Source organism: Microcoleus sp. T2B6 (assembly GCF_036700475.1).
Classification (GTDB): Bacteria; Cyanobacteriota; Cyanobacteriia; order Cyanobacteriales; family Microcoleaceae; genus Microcoleus.
This window is the reverse complement of sequence record NZ_JAUBOZ010000144.1, coordinates 1-14906: the sequence shown is the minus strand read 5'-3', so window position 1 is coordinate 14906 and position 14906 is coordinate 1. Positions and strand designations below refer to the sequence as shown.

General features: G+C 44.9%; 18 protein-coding genes. 13 read left to right on the top strand and 5 right to left on the bottom strand.

The window, feature by feature from the left end; translation table 11 throughout:
• The first annotated feature begins 126 nt into the window (after positions 1 to 126).
• The 5 genes from QUA00_RS33745 to QUA00_RS33725 all read left to right on the top strand — a co-directional run bounded on the left by QUA00_RS33745 (position 127) and on the right by QUA00_RS33725 (position 2237).
• Positions 127 to 447, top strand: coding sequence for a hypothetical protein (locus tag QUA00_RS33745; RefSeq protein ID WP_333412834.1), 321 nt, complete (start codon positions 127 to 129; stop codon positions 445 to 447).
• Between the two features lie 175 nt (positions 448 to 622).
• Entirely contained in the window at positions 623 to 793 is a 171-nt protein-coding gene (locus QUA00_RS33740) for a hypothetical protein (protein WP_333107631.1), read from the top strand.
• Positions 780 to 1385 (top strand): hypothetical protein, encoded by a 606-nt coding sequence (locus tag QUA00_RS33735; RefSeq protein WP_333412832.1) that lies wholly within the window; start codon positions 780 to 782, stop codon positions 1383 to 1385. Before QUA00_RS33740 ends, QUA00_RS33735 begins: the two co-directional genes overlap by 14 nt.
• Positions 1386 to 1435: 50 nt before the next feature.
• On the top strand, positions 1436 to 1663 hold the full coding sequence (locus tag QUA00_RS33730) for a hypothetical protein (RefSeq protein WP_333412831.1): 228 nt from the start codon (positions 1436 to 1438) through the stop codon (positions 1661 to 1663).
• Between the two features lie 280 nt (positions 1664 to 1943).
• Entirely contained in the window at positions 1944 to 2237 is a 294-nt protein-coding gene (locus QUA00_RS33725) for a hypothetical protein (RefSeq protein ID WP_333412829.1), read from the top strand.
• Between the two features lie 98 nt (positions 2238 to 2335).
• On the opposite strand, the gene QUA00_RS36985 is transcribed toward QUA00_RS33725, so the two are convergent.
• A complete protein-coding gene (locus QUA00_RS36985; RefSeq protein ID WP_445305778.1) occupies positions 2336 to 2458 on the bottom strand; it encodes a phage integrase N-terminal SAM-like domain-containing protein in 123 nt (40 codons plus the stop codon).
• Between the two features lie 74 nt (positions 2459 to 2532).
• Between QUA00_RS36985 and QUA00_RS33720 the strand changes: the two genes are divergently transcribed.
• From QUA00_RS33720 to QUA00_RS33710, 3 genes are all read left to right on the top strand, one after another.
• Positions 2533 to 2748 carry a hypothetical protein gene (locus tag QUA00_RS33720; RefSeq protein WP_333412827.1) on the top strand — a complete coding sequence of 72 codons (216 nt, stop codon included), beginning with the start codon at positions 2533 to 2535 and terminating at the stop codon, positions 2746 to 2748.
• Between the two features lie 300 nt (positions 2749 to 3048).
• A complete protein-coding gene (locus tag QUA00_RS33715) occupies positions 3049 to 3579 on the top strand; it encodes a peptidoglycan-binding protein (protein WP_333412825.1) in 531 nt (176 codons plus the stop codon).
• Positions 3580 to 3810: 231 nt separating this feature from the next.
• Positions 3811 to 4881 (top strand): patatin-like phospholipase family protein, encoded by a 1071-nt coding sequence (locus QUA00_RS33710; protein WP_333412824.1) that lies wholly within the window; start codon positions 3811 to 3813, stop codon positions 4879 to 4881.
• A 62-nt stretch (positions 4882 to 4943) separates the two neighbouring features.
• Here the strand turns inward: QUA00_RS33710 and QUA00_RS33705 are convergent, their stop codons facing one another.
• From QUA00_RS33705 to QUA00_RS33690, 4 genes are all read right to left on the bottom strand, one after another.
• A complete protein-coding gene (locus QUA00_RS33705; RefSeq protein ID WP_333412822.1) occupies positions 4944 to 5255 on the bottom strand; it encodes a hypothetical protein in 312 nt (103 codons plus the stop codon).
• A 159-nt stretch (positions 5256 to 5414) separates the two neighbouring features.
• Positions 5415 to 7790, bottom strand: a complete 2376-nt coding sequence (locus tag QUA00_RS33700; RefSeq protein WP_333412820.1) for a S8 family serine peptidase — start codon at positions 7788 to 7790, stop codon at positions 5415 to 5417.
• Positions 7791 to 8278: 488 nt separating this feature from the next.
• Positions 8279 to 9976, bottom strand: a complete 1698-nt coding sequence (locus QUA00_RS33695) for a pentapeptide repeat-containing protein (RefSeq protein WP_333412818.1) — start codon at positions 9974 to 9976, stop codon at positions 8279 to 8281.
• A gap of 430 nt (positions 9977 to 10406) precedes the next feature.
• Positions 10407 to 10823, bottom strand: a complete 417-nt coding sequence (locus QUA00_RS33690; protein ID WP_333254878.1) for a hypothetical protein — start codon at positions 10821 to 10823, stop codon at positions 10407 to 10409.
• Positions 10824 to 10873: 50 nt separating this feature from the next.
• Between QUA00_RS33690 and QUA00_RS33685 the strand changes: the two genes are divergently transcribed.
• The 5 genes from QUA00_RS33685 (at position 10874) to QUA00_RS33665 (ending at position 14217) form a co-directional block, all read left to right on the top strand.
• Positions 10874 to 11029: a hypothetical protein gene (locus QUA00_RS33685; protein ID WP_333412817.1), complete on the top strand. Its 156-nt coding sequence runs from the start codon at positions 10874 to 10876 to the stop codon at positions 11027 to 11029.
• 49 nt (positions 11030 to 11078) lie between these two features.
• A complete protein-coding gene (locus QUA00_RS33680) occupies positions 11079 to 12848 on the top strand; it encodes a S8 family peptidase (RefSeq protein ID WP_333412816.1) in 1770 nt (589 codons plus the stop codon).
• Positions 12845 to 13066, top strand: a complete 222-nt coding sequence (locus QUA00_RS33675) for a hypothetical protein (RefSeq protein ID WP_333142875.1) — start codon at positions 12845 to 12847, stop codon at positions 13064 to 13066. Before QUA00_RS33680 ends, QUA00_RS33675 begins: the two co-directional genes overlap by 4 nt.
• A 460-nt stretch (positions 13067 to 13526) precedes the next feature.
• Positions 13527 to 13835: a type II toxin-antitoxin system HigB family toxin gene (locus QUA00_RS33670; RefSeq protein ID WP_333142874.1), complete on the top strand. Its 309-nt coding sequence runs from the start codon at positions 13527 to 13529 to the stop codon at positions 13833 to 13835.
• Positions 13810 to 14217: a transcriptional regulator gene (locus QUA00_RS33665; RefSeq protein WP_333142873.1), complete on the top strand. Its 408-nt coding sequence runs from the start codon at positions 13810 to 13812 to the stop codon at positions 14215 to 14217. Before QUA00_RS33670 ends, QUA00_RS33665 begins: the two co-directional genes overlap by 26 nt.
• The last annotated feature ends 689 nt before the right edge of the window (positions 14218 to 14906 follow it).

Below are 14906 nucleotides of genomic sequence, written 5' to 3'. Positions count from 1 at the left end.
AATATGTTGCTAATAGATTATTTGAATCCATTGAAAAACTAGAAGCACTGTTACATAAACTGTTAAATGAAGGAGGAGTAATTATGAAATGGAACCGAAAAATAAACAATAAAGGTAACTTAGTTAATGCAGTTTAGATGTCGAACAGCTTATTTATGTGAGATAAAAAATTATTCTGACGATCAAGGCAACCGTCTAAAAAAAACTGATAACTTATCCGTTCAGTATCCTAATATTTTTTGTTGGGATGGCACGGATGTTGAGGACAACAAAAAAGGTGAAGGATGTTGGTATGTATGGCTACCCATAATTCCTCGTGTTGGTGATACTTTACAGTTTGCTGGTTGGCAAGTGGAAGTCTCTAAAGTTATCTTGATACCTGATTGGCATAGTAAAACAGGCATTAAAGAAGGATTTTTTGTGTCAGCCCAAATCAGTATTCGTTAGGTTGTCTTGAAATGATTCAATATAAATCGAAAAGATCTACCTTTACCAGTATCCTGACGACCGATATAGGTGCAGAGGAAGTGGAACACGAACCCTTTTTCTGCGAATACCAGGGAGAGCGATCCTTGCAGAGGTAGCGCTCTGTTACAATAAAATTAGTTAATCAGATTTAGTAATGAAGTACCCACTCCATACAGTTTCCAAACCAATCTCAGGTAGCGAAGTTCAGAAACTTGCCCATGCCCTTAAGAGTGGTGGTTATGTTGCCAATGAAGCTGCTTTAGCTTTAGCTAAACGGATCGCGGCTCGTCGCCATCGTCAGACAACTGCCAATGCCGCCAAGTAGTAAGTTTGCTGGAGTTGATTTTTCCGACCTGCCTGTCGAGCAGTTGACCTCCGCTCTTGCTATTTCTGGTCAGGGGTTTCGCTGTCTGCGCGGTGAGTTTGTCACCTACTGGCGACAAGGACGGATTCAGCGAGAGATTGACGCTCGTATTAGTCAATGCTGGATTTTACGCTGTGAAGACAGTTTGGCTGGTTACATCACCCTACTCGCAGATAAACTAGAAGTTGATGAATCAATCCTGCTTGACGAAGGCGTTCAGTATCGATCGTTTCCAGCCATCAAGATTGGTTTACTAGCGGTAGATAGACGTGCGAAAGGAGCAGGTCGCCGTCTAGTTGAATGGGCAGTAGAGTACGTTGCAGCGGAAGTTTCACCTACGGTTGGTGTGCGCTTTATGACCATTGACGCACTTTACGACCCGGATACTACTCCTCCCTATGACGCATCTGGCTTTTACGAGAAGTTTGGTTTTCAATTTGCCGATCCTAATGAGTCCTTACCACCATCTGTGCCTTATCGCACAATGTATCTGGATCTAAAGCCATTGATCGATTTGTTGAGTATCCAAGATATGGAACCAACCAAAGATTAACTGGTTGTGAAACTGCTGCCTAATTTTACTGTTAAACTACGAGATTATTTATGGATTATCAAGACCAACTCCTTGAGAAGCAAGATGGGCGCTATTACGCAATTGATCAGGTTGGGACGGGGCTTGGTTCAATTGCTACCGAAGAGCTACTTAAAGAAAATGTAGTCTCCTTCGGCCTGCCATCCGGCCCAGCATTATTCCTTCATCTTGCATACCGAGCATATAGCCTTTCTCAGAAAGATGGAGTACGCCGAAACCCTGTGTTGTCAAGCTTTTGAAGTTGAATTGTGTACCTCATCTATCCAAGAACCGCTATATGTGAAGATTAAGGATGTTGAACCTTTAAGTTTTTTTGACCATCATGATCGAGGAATTTGGCCAGACGATCAAGGTCTGCTTTTTGATTTTTTTGAAAATTTCATTTCGCATTCAGTCTACTCTTTTACCGCAGTCGAAGCATTTGCTAATGAGTCCATTCCAGAGAACTTTAAGTATGTTTTTTGAGTTGAAAAGACAGGAGAGGAGCGAAGTTACGATAAAAATGAAATCGAGAGAAAAGTGAATTTAGATGAAAAGTTAGATAAAGTTCTTCCCAAAATATACTCTGTTCTCAGCCCAAAAGGTAAGAAAGTTTGGGAACACTACATAGAGATGAAAAGAGTGCGAGATCGGATCATCCATCTCAAATCCATTGACCACAAGTCATCAGGTATAAAAGATGAGACAATTTGGGGAACTATGCTCAGAATGCCTGATAAACCTCTTGGCAGTTTCGCATATGAAGTAATTGGCTATTTTGAACCAGCTTCAAATCGAAGATGGCATAAAAAGTACCCTTATGACAAAGCCTAACAAACCAAATGCACCGGAACTTAGTTGCATAGTCGAGTTTGAGTTATCAAGTTACTGAGCTCCCGTGAGTGGGAAGGTTTAGTTGCTAAATCATATTTTTAGAGATGACGTTTTTTATGAAAGTAAATATAGTCTAAAATCGAGTGCAAATAAATATTTTCTGTGTTTCGGCTCATGTGTTTAAGACGAAGTGTTTGTCGGACTTGATTAAGAAGATTTATAGGAATCAGTAGACATCTCCAACAATTCTTGTGGGACAGGCATCGAACCCTCCCGGGAGTGGCTTTTAACTTCTATGTCTATTCCTTTCGACAAAAGGGCGATCGCAAACCGCACCGCTTCCCCCATCATCGAACAGCCAACGCGATCGGACGGGGTTTTCTCCCACCTGAGCAACTGTTCCGGAAAAGCCGGGTCTTGCTTAGCCCGCTACACGAGGCTTGCAGTTTCCGACGCAGAAGAGCAAGTGCGGGCCTTAGCGGGTCGTCGGCTACGCAGCCAAGACTGGTAAGTAGAAACAATCCTTTAGACACCTCAGAAAATTAATCATGCCTGCTCTTATTTCTGGAGTTTGAGGAGGCTCCAACTTTAGGCGTTTAGACATAACTTGTCCTCGTTGCACTCTTAACATTCTTTCAGTATATAATTCCGGCGCAGCCGGAAGTGATATTAACAGTTAACACTGGGACTAACTCAAACGAGTGACACTCAAATGAGTGACACTCGAAAAAGTTACTGTGCATCCACAAATTCCACCAGTTATACCTGAAATATCAAACACGAAAACTTAAATGTTGAGAGGAACCACCTTATGTACACCGAAGAAAGAAGCTTGAACAATGAAACTATGGCTCTCGTCGCCGATACTACTGCTCAATCAACTTTTGCATTTGCTGAAACCACGAGAGTAAACAAACCCACTTTACAAATGGGTTCAACAGGTCAAGCTGTCAAGGAACTACAACAGCTTCTATATCATTGGGCATATTATTTCGGGCCGATTGACGGTATTTTTGGTGTTCAAGTTCAAAATGCCGTCAAAGGCTATCAACACCGCGTCTTTTTAAAAGAAGATGGGATTGTCGGCCCTATCACTTGGGAAGCACTATACTCTGGTGCACCTGTGAATATGCCGATCGTCATGAAGGGCAGTTCTGGTAATGCTGTTAAAATTGTTCAGAATGTCTTGAAAATCAATGGATACTATTTCGGCTCCATTGACGGATTCTTCGGGCCGATGACAGATGTAGCCGTGCGACAATTGCAACTGAGCAAGGCTTTACCGCAAGATGGAATTGTCGGCTACAAAACTTGGCACGCCCTCAGCAAGTTACCGCACTAATGGCCGGTTGAATTAATATCAATTCCGGTTGCACTCCTCGAAATAATTGTTGACTGTTGACTGTTGATTAGGGTTAAAAAACTGAATTATTGACTGTTGACTGTTGACTCGATCTTATTATGCCATGCAACCGGAAACCATAGGATGACGTTGGGTGTTGGTATTTTGAGGCTGTATGAGTTTGTTTCATCGATATTGACAATTTAAGCAATATCTAAAGGAGTAAATGTGATGGGTACTAAATTCAAGAGAAGAATTCTCTCAATTGATGGTGGTGGTATTCGGGGTATTATTCCTGCGATCCTTCTCAACTACATTGAAGAGCGCACAGGAAAACGCATAGCAACAATGTTTGATTTTATTGCAGGCACTTCAACAGGAGGAATTTTAGCACTGGGTTTAACTAGAAAGAACTCAGACTCTAGCATCAATCATGAGCCAGAGTATACCGCTGCCGAACTTGTAAATTTCTATCGCCAATATGGAGAAAAGGTTTTTAATCAGAATATTCCACTATCTTTTGATGATTTACTACAACCCAAGCACAACCCACAAGGTAAGCAAGCAGTTTTAAAGGCTCTTCTAGGTGAAGCTAAGGTTGAAGAGGCATTACGAGAAATTTTCATCACGAGCTATGATATCGAACTGAGAGCACCGATTTTTTTTACAAACAATCCGAAGGCAGAGGAAACCGAGAATTTTGATAGCCGCAAAGTCTGTAGCGGATTCAAAATGTTTGAGGCAGCAATGGCAACTTCGGCTGCACCGACATTCTTTCCACCCTACCAACTCGAAACGGGACATCGTACAGATGAGGGATATTACGCTTTGGTAGACGGCGGAATTTTTGCAAATAATCCTTCCTCACTTGCAATGATGGAGGCGATGATTTCTTACAAGAGAAAGACTGAGGAAGAACTACACCGTAAGGATACCCTTGTTGTTTCTTTGGGTACTGGCTCACTAACTAAGAAATATAAGTATAGAGACGTAAAAAATTGGGGACAAATCAAATGGGCACTTCCCTTACTTAACGTTGTTTTCGATGGCCAAAGCGAATCTGTTGCGTATCAGCTCGCTCAGCTAATGGTGCCTAAAGGAGACAAAGAAAATAACCGAAACTACTATCGTTTTCAACTTCAATTGAGTAGCGATAATGGTCACGATCAAATGGACAATGCAAGTCCCAGTAATATTGAGTACCTAGAGAAGCGAGGTGAAAAACTGATTGAACACAGTAAGAGAGATTTGGATGAGTTGTGTAACCTTTTGAAGGAGGACACTGAACTATATTCTAATTAACCGCACAATTAAATCGATATACGGTTGGAGGATTTTTAATGGGGGTAAGATTTTGTGTGTATTCATTCCCACAACAGGGCATCCCAAACCGCACCGCTTCCCCCATTAAGTAGGTAAACCAAATTAATTGCCGACTGAGTTGACTTGAAACCCTTGATACGTCTAAAGAGTAACAAAGTCGGATGTGTAATTAATTTTGTGTAGGTACTTACCGAACATTGATCGCAATCCGAAGCCGTTTTCTCCCACCTGAGCAAATGTTCCCGAAAATTCGGGAGTTGTGCCAATGTTGCGATCGCTTGCAGTTTCCGACGCCGACGAGCAAGTCCGGGCCTTAGCGGGCAGCAGGCTGCACAGCCAAGATTGGTCAACAAAAACAATACCCCAGTTTCTCCAACAGTCCTCGACGCAAAGCCTCTGCACAAGCCCGTGAAATTTAGCAGCAATCGCCCGTGGTTGCCCCGTCTGTGGTGATGTTGCGTCCAGGATTGTCCAAGAAACCGAGGCTCAAGAAATTTCCCAACAGTTTTTAATTATGTCTCACGAACTTCCGAGGTAATTCCTTCAGCTTTTGCTGTTGCCGTCAGAAATTCCAAAATTTGGTCAGGAGTTAAGTTTGGATTAGCCTGAAGCATTAGAGCAACTACACCTGCAACATAGGGAGCAGCCATAGACGTTCCGTTCAATATGCTATAACCATCTACGTTTCTCGCCGTAATCGGAACTGTAGATAAGACTTCATAGCCCGGAGCAACCACAAAATTGGTTGTTATCGAACCAGCAGGATTGGAAAAAATTGTTACCTGTTTACCTGGAGTTGTTACTGCTCCGACAGCTACTCCCAAATTGTCGAAAGCATAAAATGCTGGAAAACTTGGTTCGCTTGGGTTGAGTTTATCCCTGTCATTTCCCGCTGACATTACCACAAAAACCCCGCCTCCCTTGGCATCTTCTAGGGCTTTCCGTACTTCGTTATTGAGGAACTCTAGTCCGCCCAAACTCATGTTAATCACATCTGCGCCATTGTTTACCGCATAGCGGATGCCGTCAACGAGAGTTGAAACAGATACATCTCCAAAACTTCCAACCCTAATCGGCATAATCTGAGCCTCATAAGCCACCCCATTCATTTCCAGCGTGTTATTGAGAGAAGTGATGTCAATTCCATTTCTTTGGGCCCCTATGATTCCTGCTACATGAGTTCCGTGAAACCCACGCTGATCATTTGAATCTGGGGAGGGATTGGCATCGCCATCCACAAAATCCCACCCATTTACATCATCACTAACTCCATTGAGATCGTCATCAATACCATTCCCCGGAATTTCATTAGGATTCCGCCAGATATTGCTCGTTAAATCGGGATGACTCAAGTCAACGCCACTATCCAGTACCGCAACCACAACACCTTTACCCGTGTATCCTGCTTTCCAGGCTGGGGCAACGTTTAGCAGGTTTAAGTCCCCTATATTATTAAACTTAGCTGCACTGGTGAGGGGGTCAGCAGCATCCAACTGCTGTTTATCAGTGGCAGCCGCAACGGTCGCTGCAGCATCCACCAGCCCGTAGCCGAACAAATTGTTGAAATTATCTGTTGTCGGCGCAGCTAAGATGCTGATGTTGTAGCGCGTGTTGCCTGCAAAAGAATTGACTCCGAGGAAATAACTACCTGCTGACAAACCTCTAAAGAAAATTTCCTCTGGATTGTTGCCTTGCTGTTGAGGAACGCCAAGAATTTCACCAAAATCAACCTTATTGTTGTTGTTAACATCCTGAAACAGCACTAAATCTGCATCTGTACCTGGATATATTCCCCGCAAGTTGACTTGAAGGTTGCTGGGCTGTGGGAGATCAAATTTGTAAAGTTTCGCAGGTTGTTTTTCCTCAACAAAGTCGTCCAACGAACCCTGGATGCTGCTGCTGAATGTGCCAATAGGAATAGCTTGGTTCAGCTCGAACTGAATTGGCTGGACATTGATATCCAGGTTGTAGTCGGTGTTAGCTCCCCGAACAGCTTGTTGAACGTAGACAAAGTATCTGCTGGGTACAAAAAAGCGACTTTCAATGACTTCTGACTGAGTTCCAGAATTGCGGGAGGCAGAGACAGAGACGATTTCGTCTGGACTCAGTTGACCATCGAGATTAGCATCCCTCACCAAGAATAAATTAGCGTCCCCATTCAAACCGCTGAGTTGCAATTGAATACTGCTCGGTGTGTTAGTAGTAGTAAAAGTGTAAATATCTCGTAAGTCGTCTTCTCCTACGAAGTCCTTGAGCGACTGAATTGGATTTTTCAGGACATCGAGATTTATTGGTCTGTTAAGGTTGTCATCTAAGACGAAATCGGCAGGGAAAAAACGATTCTGGAGTTGTTCTGGCGAAACGTCCGCCACTTGTCCCAACATCCTGTTATTAGCTTGAATCTTAATTAAAGTTCCCCCCGCCCAGGGTTCTAGATTTAGGTCAGCTTCGCTGAGATTGTCAGTTAATCCAATGCCGTCAAATCTAGGGTCGAAGTCAGCGATCCAATCTACTGCGGCTGCATTTAGATCGGTTCGGAGTACAAACCCATCATTGCCACTACCACCAACTAGCGTGTCTCCATCCAAGTCGCCAGCCAAAATGTCATCGCCCTCATCACCTCTAAGTAGGTCGCTGCCTTGACCGCCGCGCAACAAGTCATTTCCTTGACCTCCGATGAGGGCATCGTTACCGACATCCCCGAACAGCAAATCCTCACCGCCACCGCCATCGATCAATTCTGGAGAGACCGAACCAATCACAATATCATTACCTTCTAAAGCCCGCAGTCCTCTGGTGAAGGGATTTAAAAGTCCTGGGGTTAGCCTGAAGTAATCAGAATTGGGAGTTAGATCGAAAAAGTTACCGTCATTGCTGGAACTATTCACAACGAGATGCTCCTGGTCAGATTAAAAATATATTTTAATAATGAAAAAATAATAATCATGAAATTGCAACGTTTTTTAACAATACAGGAGTTACCCAACTGGCACACTAAAATCAAATTTTAGGGGGGGTCAGATGAATTGCTGGAACGGTTATTGAGGGTTTCGATATCTGAGGCACCTTACTAATTATGATAATGGCGTCAGTCCTGCAATAGTCAAAGAAGATTATGTTCCTCTTCCTAGCTCGATCGAGCTTGCGATCGCCAGCCTGGTGATTTCTGAACTAGGGAATATGTTGTCAATACAACAGAATGTATAGGAGCTAACACAAACACGTTGCTTAATCAAGGTATCAAAAAAATCCGTTAAAAATCCCGAAGCTTGGTATGTAATGGTTTATACGAGTTGCATACTTAGCCTTTCATACCGTAAATCAGCAAGTCCCAGAAACCGTGCGAACATCTCCCGTACCGATCGTACATATCGATTTATTCTGATAAAAGGCCGATCGCATACCGCACCGCTTCCCCCATCATCGAAGAACGAACGCGATCGGACGCCGTTTTCTGCCACGTGAGCAACTGTTCCCGAAACACCGGGTCTTGCTTGGCCCGCTGCACGATCGCCTGACTGATGACTTTCTTTTGAATCTGCTCTGTCGGGATACCTTGCTGCTTCAAATAATCCAACAGCCGCTGCACACTTTCGGAGAATTTATCCGGCGTCTGAGACATCAAAATAAACGAAATTTGCCGCACCATTCGCTGGTAGATTTCCTGTCTTCTAAGCAACGCCTCCTTGTTACTCGGCTCCGCATTGTTACTAGGAACAGCCAAGTCGAGCAAACTCAAAATTTCAGCGCCCTTGGCTAAAACCTTTTCCAACATATCTGGATAAAGCTCCAAAATGCGATCGCCCAAAATCTTGCCGTTCACCAAACGGTTCGCGCTCAGCTGCAGTAAATTTTGTTCTCCCGCAGACTCAAAAAATTGAACGTTGAATTTGAGTTCGTGGCTTTCCAACTCCACCCGACGCAGCGTAAAAACCAAAGCCTCCCAATTTGGAGATTCATCAAAAAACACCTTCACAGTAGAACTGTCCTCTTGATGCTGCCGCCCCAATTCCCCAGACTCAAAAGCGCGATCGACCGGAAAGCGATTTGCCGCAACTTTCGCAGTATAATCAAACCCAGTAAAAACATAGCTGCATTCAACTCTCGACAGATCGACATCTTGAACTTGCCAATTTTGAATGCAGCAACCCGTAAGCTGCGCCCCCTCCAAATTCGTCCGAATCAAACGGCACTCAATCAAACAAGCTTCTCTTAAATCCGCCTCACCCAACATCGCATCCATCAAATAAGCGCCACTCAAATCAGCTTTCCGCAAATCAGCACTTCGCAAATTAGCTTCGCTCAAATCCGCCCGCAGCAAATACACTCCTTGCAGGTTAGCTCGCAGCAAAAGCGCCTTCTTAAAACTCGCTTTCAATAAATAAGAACCCGCCAGATTAGCTCGACTCAAATCAGCGTTATCCAGCACCGCCTCAGTCAAATCCGCCCCCGCCAGCACAGCTCGGTGCAAGTCAGCGCCTGTCAGATTTGTCGATCGCATTTGAGCGCCATTCAAGTCAGCTTCAATCAAATTTACACCGATTAAAATTGCCGATCGCAAATTCGCTTCCACCAAATGCGCTTCCCGCAAATTAGCACCCGTTAAATTAGCACCAACAAGACTGGCGCGGTTGAGATTCGCCTCCATCAATTCCGCCTCCATCAACTTCGCGCCGTCGAGTTTAGCCCCAGCCAAATTAATTTGGTCAGATTTAACTCCTTGAAGATTAGCACCGCCCAAATCCGCTTCGGGGAACGTGGCCCAATTGAGTTCTGCCGCTGCCAAACAAGCAAGGCGCAAATCCGCTTTAGCAAGATTTGCCCCGCTCAAATTTGCCCCGCTCAGGTTCGCCCCAGCCAGCCCCGCACTGCGGAGATCCGCGCGCCGCAAACAAGCCCCTATCAACTTGGCATTGCTCAAAAAAGACCAGCTCAAATTAGCACCGGTCAAGTTAGCACCAGTGAGGTCTATTTCTCGCAGGTTAACACCGCTTAAACTAGCGCCGCTGAGGTCTATGTGACCAAAGTTGCGCTCTCCCTGTTGATAGCGCTGTAAAAATTCTTGTGTTTGCATTCCGCAGATTGGGGGGCTGGCAATTGAGCTGTTTTAGGACGCGCTGGTCAATCGATTTTAGATTTTAGATTTTAGATTTTAGATTAAAGCATTGACCCCACAGATAAATTCGGGGGGCAAGTTTCATCGGATACAGGTTTTTTATTTCTGGACGGATGAATCCGGGGGCTTGTATCCTGGATGCTTACGGTCAATAACTTGAACTGTAAGGTACGCACGGAACACGAGCAGGCTAAGCACGGGAACACTACTCCTATTACTTACTGCAATAACTCATGTCCTCCGGGTGATCCGTGCGTACTTTACCCCTATAGATGGCAGTTCAAAGGATTTGTTGCCTAAGTTCTATTTCTACTACCAGTTTTACAGACTTTTGTAATTTCAAGTAGCCGAGTTCCTATCTGATACGCTGCCCAGCCGGAGAGTGTTTTTACCTAAAGCGCTGCAATTCTTGCTGCAAGTGTTTTCCCCATTTAGTCGCTAGAGGAATTTCTGTAAAAGGAACCTGCACCGCAGCAGCATCTTTCAACAAAAATTCGAGGGCGATTGGACTTCCCGAATTCGGCGGTGAGTCTAAATCAACTGCCTGAGAGTTGACTAACAACCGCAGCGACTGCACATCTTTTAAAGAAAAAGTTTGCAAATTCACAGGCCCGCTGCGAGTAGGTTTTCCCCAAGTTAAACTGTCTTCTTGCTGACCGAGTACAGCATAAATATCGTACTTGGCTTTAGCGAATTGTTCGGCCCAGACGCGATACGCTTCCAGCTTTTGATACTCGTTCCATCCAGCCCAAGCTAGCCCTATAAAAATTGCCAGCAGCGGCAGCCACATTAAACCTCTTTCCATGCAATACCCTTGTTGAAAATAGTCGCTTGTTCTGTTTCTCATCTTCTCTAATGATACAATTAATTGAACTCCTAAAACTGGCTCTGCAATTTCAACTAGAAATTAGAGCAATTTTTGATCTAGCAACAGCCACCGCCGAAAACTACCAAACGCCCGCGTGCGAGAGCCCCACAAGTCGCAGCAAGGAAAACTGGCGCTGGCGGTGAAAAGTGGGTTATTGTGGTGAACACGCCTTCCCTAAACGGACGATCGGCAATGAAAAAGTTTTTCCTTCTGTGCTTATTTTTAATCGGTCTCGGCTGGGCGATTTCTAATTTCCCAGGACTTGCTACTCAAGGCACTTACGACTCGATTGTGCTGGATTTCCGCGAAGATGTCGGTAATGCCACGATCGCCAAGCAAGTAAAGGCGATCGCCCAACAGTACCAAGTCGCACCGCAACTCAACAGCGAATTCTCAGCGGGGGACAATGTATATGTAGTTAAGGGCGATCGCACTTTGCTAAACGCCCTGAGAAAATCAAATTTGGCTAAAGATACCGAATACATTGAACCGAACTTTGTCTACAGCGCTTTCGAGATTCCCAACGACCCCATGTATACCAAGCAGTGGAATCTCCGCAGCATCAATGTAGAATCTGCCTGGAACGAAACCAAAGGCAGCGGCACAACAGTAGCGATAATTGACACGGGTATTACTCCAGTCGCTGACTTAAAAGAAACCAAATTTGTACCGGGCTACGACTTTGTAAACGATCGCGCCGAAGCCTACGATGACAACGGCCACGGTACTCATGTCGCCGGTACAGTCGCCCAATCAACTAACAACAATTACGGCGTTGCGGGCATCGCCTACGAAGCAGCTTTAATGCCGCTAAAAGTGTTAGGCGGCAGCGGTGGCGGCACGGTTTCCGACATCGCCGAAGCGATCAAATTTGCTGCTGACAACGGCGCAGATGTCATCAACATGAGTTTAGGTGGCGGTGGCGAAAGTCAGTTAATGGAAGAGGCGATCGACTACGCCCACTCTAAAGGCGTTGTCATCATCGCAGCAGCCGGCAACTCCGGCGACAGTTCCGCTTCCTATCCCGCCCGCTATCCCCACGTCATCGGCGTTTCCGCCCTCGGCCCCGACGACGAAAAAGCCTCTTACTCGAATTTCGGCGCAGGGGTTGACATTGCAGCCCCCGGCGGTTCTGAAATGGGCAAAATCCTGCAAAGTACGATCGACCCGGAAACTGGTGCCGAAGTATTTGAAGGCTACCAAGGCACTAGCATGGCTTCTCCCCACGTTGCAGCCGTTGCAGCCCTTGTCAAGGCTTCCGGCATCACAGAACCAGACGAAATTCGCAGCGTACTCTTGCAGTCCTCGCGAACTGTCACTGAAGATCCGTTAAACCATTTTGGTTCAGGACACCTAGACGCAGCCGCAGCAGTTCAGCTAGCCCAACGCGGACAAATCAACTTCCGCGATTTCTTCCGCTGGCTGCGCGATAACGGCTATCTCAACCCCCGCTTTTGGATTGACGGCGGTGCAGTCGCCCTGTTGCCTAAAATTGCAATGGTGCTCGGTTCTTACCTGCTGGCTTTCTTTTTGCGGAATTATTTTCCGTTCCAGTGGACTTGGGGCTTTTCCGGCGGCTTGATGGCTGGTAGTTCTGGGTTCTTTTTCCTGCGGAACTTGTTTGTATTTGACTTGCCGCAGTGGCCGCTGCGGGTGATGGGCAGTTCTATTCCCGAACTCGGCGGCGCAATTAATGGCAGCAGTATGCTGAATCCCTTTTTTGCTAGCGTTTTGGTTCCTGGGATTTTGATTGCTTTGCTGTTGGGACATCAACAGTGGAAGTGGATCGCGATCGCAATTTCGATCGGTTGTGCCAGCAGTTTAGCGGTGAATGCTTTTGTGTCTCCCGCCGTCTGGGGATTGGGAACTGGTTTAGTAGCACAAACATTCTTGATAGTCAATGCTTTTCTGTGTTTCGGACTGGCGCGTTTAGCAATTAAAACAGAGGTGCGATCGGCATGAGTATTACTGTCAAAGGTGAAATTGAACGCAAAGGATTAGGCCCGGGCACTTGGGCTTTGGTGGGCGAAGATGGCGAAACTTACGAACTTAAGGATGCTTCTTCTGACTTGAAAAAAGCTGGTTTGAAAGTAAGTGTCAAAGGTGAAGTCCGCAAGGATGTGATGACTTTTGCTATGATCGGCCCGGTTCTTGAGGTGCAGTCTTTTGAGGTGTTGTAGGTCGATCGACTAATCCAGCTTTCGAGCAAAAAAAACCCCGGCCTTAATTGGCTGGGGTTTATTAATCAGGGTGCATCTACTAATTTAATCTCCCGCCTCACACCACCTCTTTCAGGACACTTTGGCAGAATTTGCGAGAATTTGTGGTTTGGGGTGCGATCGCCAAAAAAAACCCGGCCAAAATTGGTCGGGAGTTAATTAATCAGGGTGCATCTACTAATTTAGTCTCCGGTTCGAGGTGCACCTGTTCGGGACAGTTTGGGTAAATTTGGGGAAATTCGTGGTTTGGGGTGCGATAGATCAAAAAAAAAAACCCGCCTTAAGAAGGTCGCGAGTTAATTAATCAGGGTGCATCTACTAATCTAGTTCTCGTTTTTACAGCGATCATTTATAAAACAGTTTAAAATATACTCAATGAGTTTATTTTGATGAATTGATACCTGATTGTTTTTTTAAATTTATGCGAGTTATCAGCAAAAGAACCCTGAGAGACTTTTGGGACAAACACCCCAATGCAGAACCCAATTTATTACAATGGTATCAGCGAACGTCCGAGGCAGCATGGAAAAACCTAGCCGAAGTCCGCCAAGTTTTTCTCTGGGCCGATATCGTAGGAAATTTTACAATTTTCAATATCAGTGGCAACAACTACCGACTCATTACCTTTATCGATTATGAATATCAGCTAATTTTCATCCGTCGCGTACTAACTCATGCCGAATATAACAAGGAGAATTGGAAAAATGACAGTTGGTTTAAAAACTCCTAGCAACTACTATATGGAACTCATTACCACCTTTCCACCGCGTCCAATCACTAATGATGATGAATTAATCGCCACGCAAACTCGCATTAATGAAATTCTCGATCGAGCAAGTATCACCTCGGACGATCGGGATTATTTAAAAGTGTTGGGTACACTGGTGTATGACTATGAAGAAGAACACGAAGTTTGGCCTACATTGAAAGGAATTGGCCTGGTGAAAACATTAATACATGAAGATAACGTTTCGCCAGAAAAATTGTTAGAAATCTTTGAGAGTGAAGAGATTTTCAACGAAGTTATGATGAGCAAGAGAGAACTAACTGTCGGTCAATTAAAAAAACTCGGAGAGTTATTTCACATCTCGCCATCTGCTTTTGTGGACTAAAACTTTTCTCCAGCCTCACAGCACCTTTTTCAGGACAAATCTGATTTTTAACCGCGATACACGCAGATTAACACTGACAGGCGTTGATTTAGTGCTGATTTGTGGTATAGAGTGCGATCACAAAAAAAAAACCCAAACCAAAATTGGTCGGGAGTTAATTAATCAGGGTGCATCTACTAATTTAGTCTCCGGTTCGAGGTGCACCTGTTCGGGACAGTTTGGGAAAATATTTGAGAATTAGCGATTTTGAGTGTAATACGCAAAAAAAAACCCGGCCAAAATTGGTCGGGAGTTATTTAATCAGGGTGCATCTACTAATTTAGTCTCCGGTTCGAGGTGCACCTGTTCGGGACATTTTGGGAAAATTTGGGGAAATTCGTGGTTTGGGGTGCGATCGCCAAAAAAAAACCCCAAACCAGAATTGGCGGGGAGTTAATTAATCAGGGTGCATCTACCAATTAAGCTTCCTGAGAATTCCAGCGCAATCCGGACAACCTCAAACTTTATTCAGCATCACCGTCGATATCGCAAAAAAAAACCCCAAACCAAAATTGGCGGGGAGTTAATTAATCAGGGTGCATCTACCAATTAAGCTTCCTGAGAATTCCAGCCCAATCCGGACAACCTCAAACTTTATTCAGCATCACCGTCGATATCGCAAAAAAAAACCCCAAACCAAAATTGGCGGG

Coding starts and splice junctions, on each gene's coding strand:
- QUA00_RS33745 (WP_333412834.1), top strand. CDS start 127: ATGCAGTTTAGATGTCGAACAGCTTATTTATGTGAGATAAAAAATTAT.
- QUA00_RS33735 (WP_333412832.1), top strand. CDS start 780: ATGCCGCCAAGTAGTAAGTTTGCTGGAGTTGATTTTTCCGACCTGCCT.
- QUA00_RS33665 (WP_333142873.1), top strand. CDS start 13,810: ATGACAGTTGGTTTAAAAACTCCTAGCAACTACTATATGGAACTCATT.
- QUA00_RS33740 (WP_333107631.1), top strand. CDS start 623: ATGAAGTACCCACTCCATACAGTTTCCAAACCAATCTCAGGTAGCGAA.
- QUA00_RS33680 (WP_333412816.1), top strand. CDS start 11,079: ATGAAAAAGTTTTTCCTTCTGTGCTTATTTTTAATCGGTCTCGGCTGG.
- QUA00_RS33685 (WP_333412817.1), top strand. CDS start 10,874: ATGATACAATTAATTGAACTCCTAAAACTGGCTCTGCAATTTCAACTA.
- QUA00_RS33720 (WP_333412827.1), top strand. CDS start 2,533: ATGTCTATTCCTTTCGACAAAAGGGCGATCGCAAACCGCACCGCTTCC.
- QUA00_RS33690 (WP_333254878.1), bottom strand. CDS start 10,823: ATGGAAAGAGGTTTAATGTGGCTGCCGCTGCTGGCAATTTTTATAGGG.
- QUA00_RS33670 (WP_333142874.1), top strand. CDS start 13,527: ATGCGAGTTATCAGCAAAAGAACCCTGAGAGACTTTTGGGACAAACAC.
- QUA00_RS33695 (WP_333412818.1), bottom strand. CDS start 9,976: ATGCAAACACAAGAATTTTTACAGCGCTATCAACAGGGAGAGCGCAAC.
- QUA00_RS33710 (WP_333412824.1), top strand. CDS start 3,811: ATGGGTACTAAATTCAAGAGAAGAATTCTCTCAATTGATGGTGGTGGT.
- QUA00_RS33715 (WP_333412825.1), top strand. CDS start 3,049: ATGTACACCGAAGAAAGAAGCTTGAACAATGAAACTATGGCTCTCGTC.
- QUA00_RS33675 (WP_333142875.1), top strand. CDS start 12,845: ATGAGTATTACTGTCAAAGGTGAAATTGAACGCAAAGGATTAGGCCCG.
- QUA00_RS33730 (WP_333412831.1), top strand. CDS start 1,436: ATGGATTATCAAGACCAACTCCTTGAGAAGCAAGATGGGCGCTATTAC.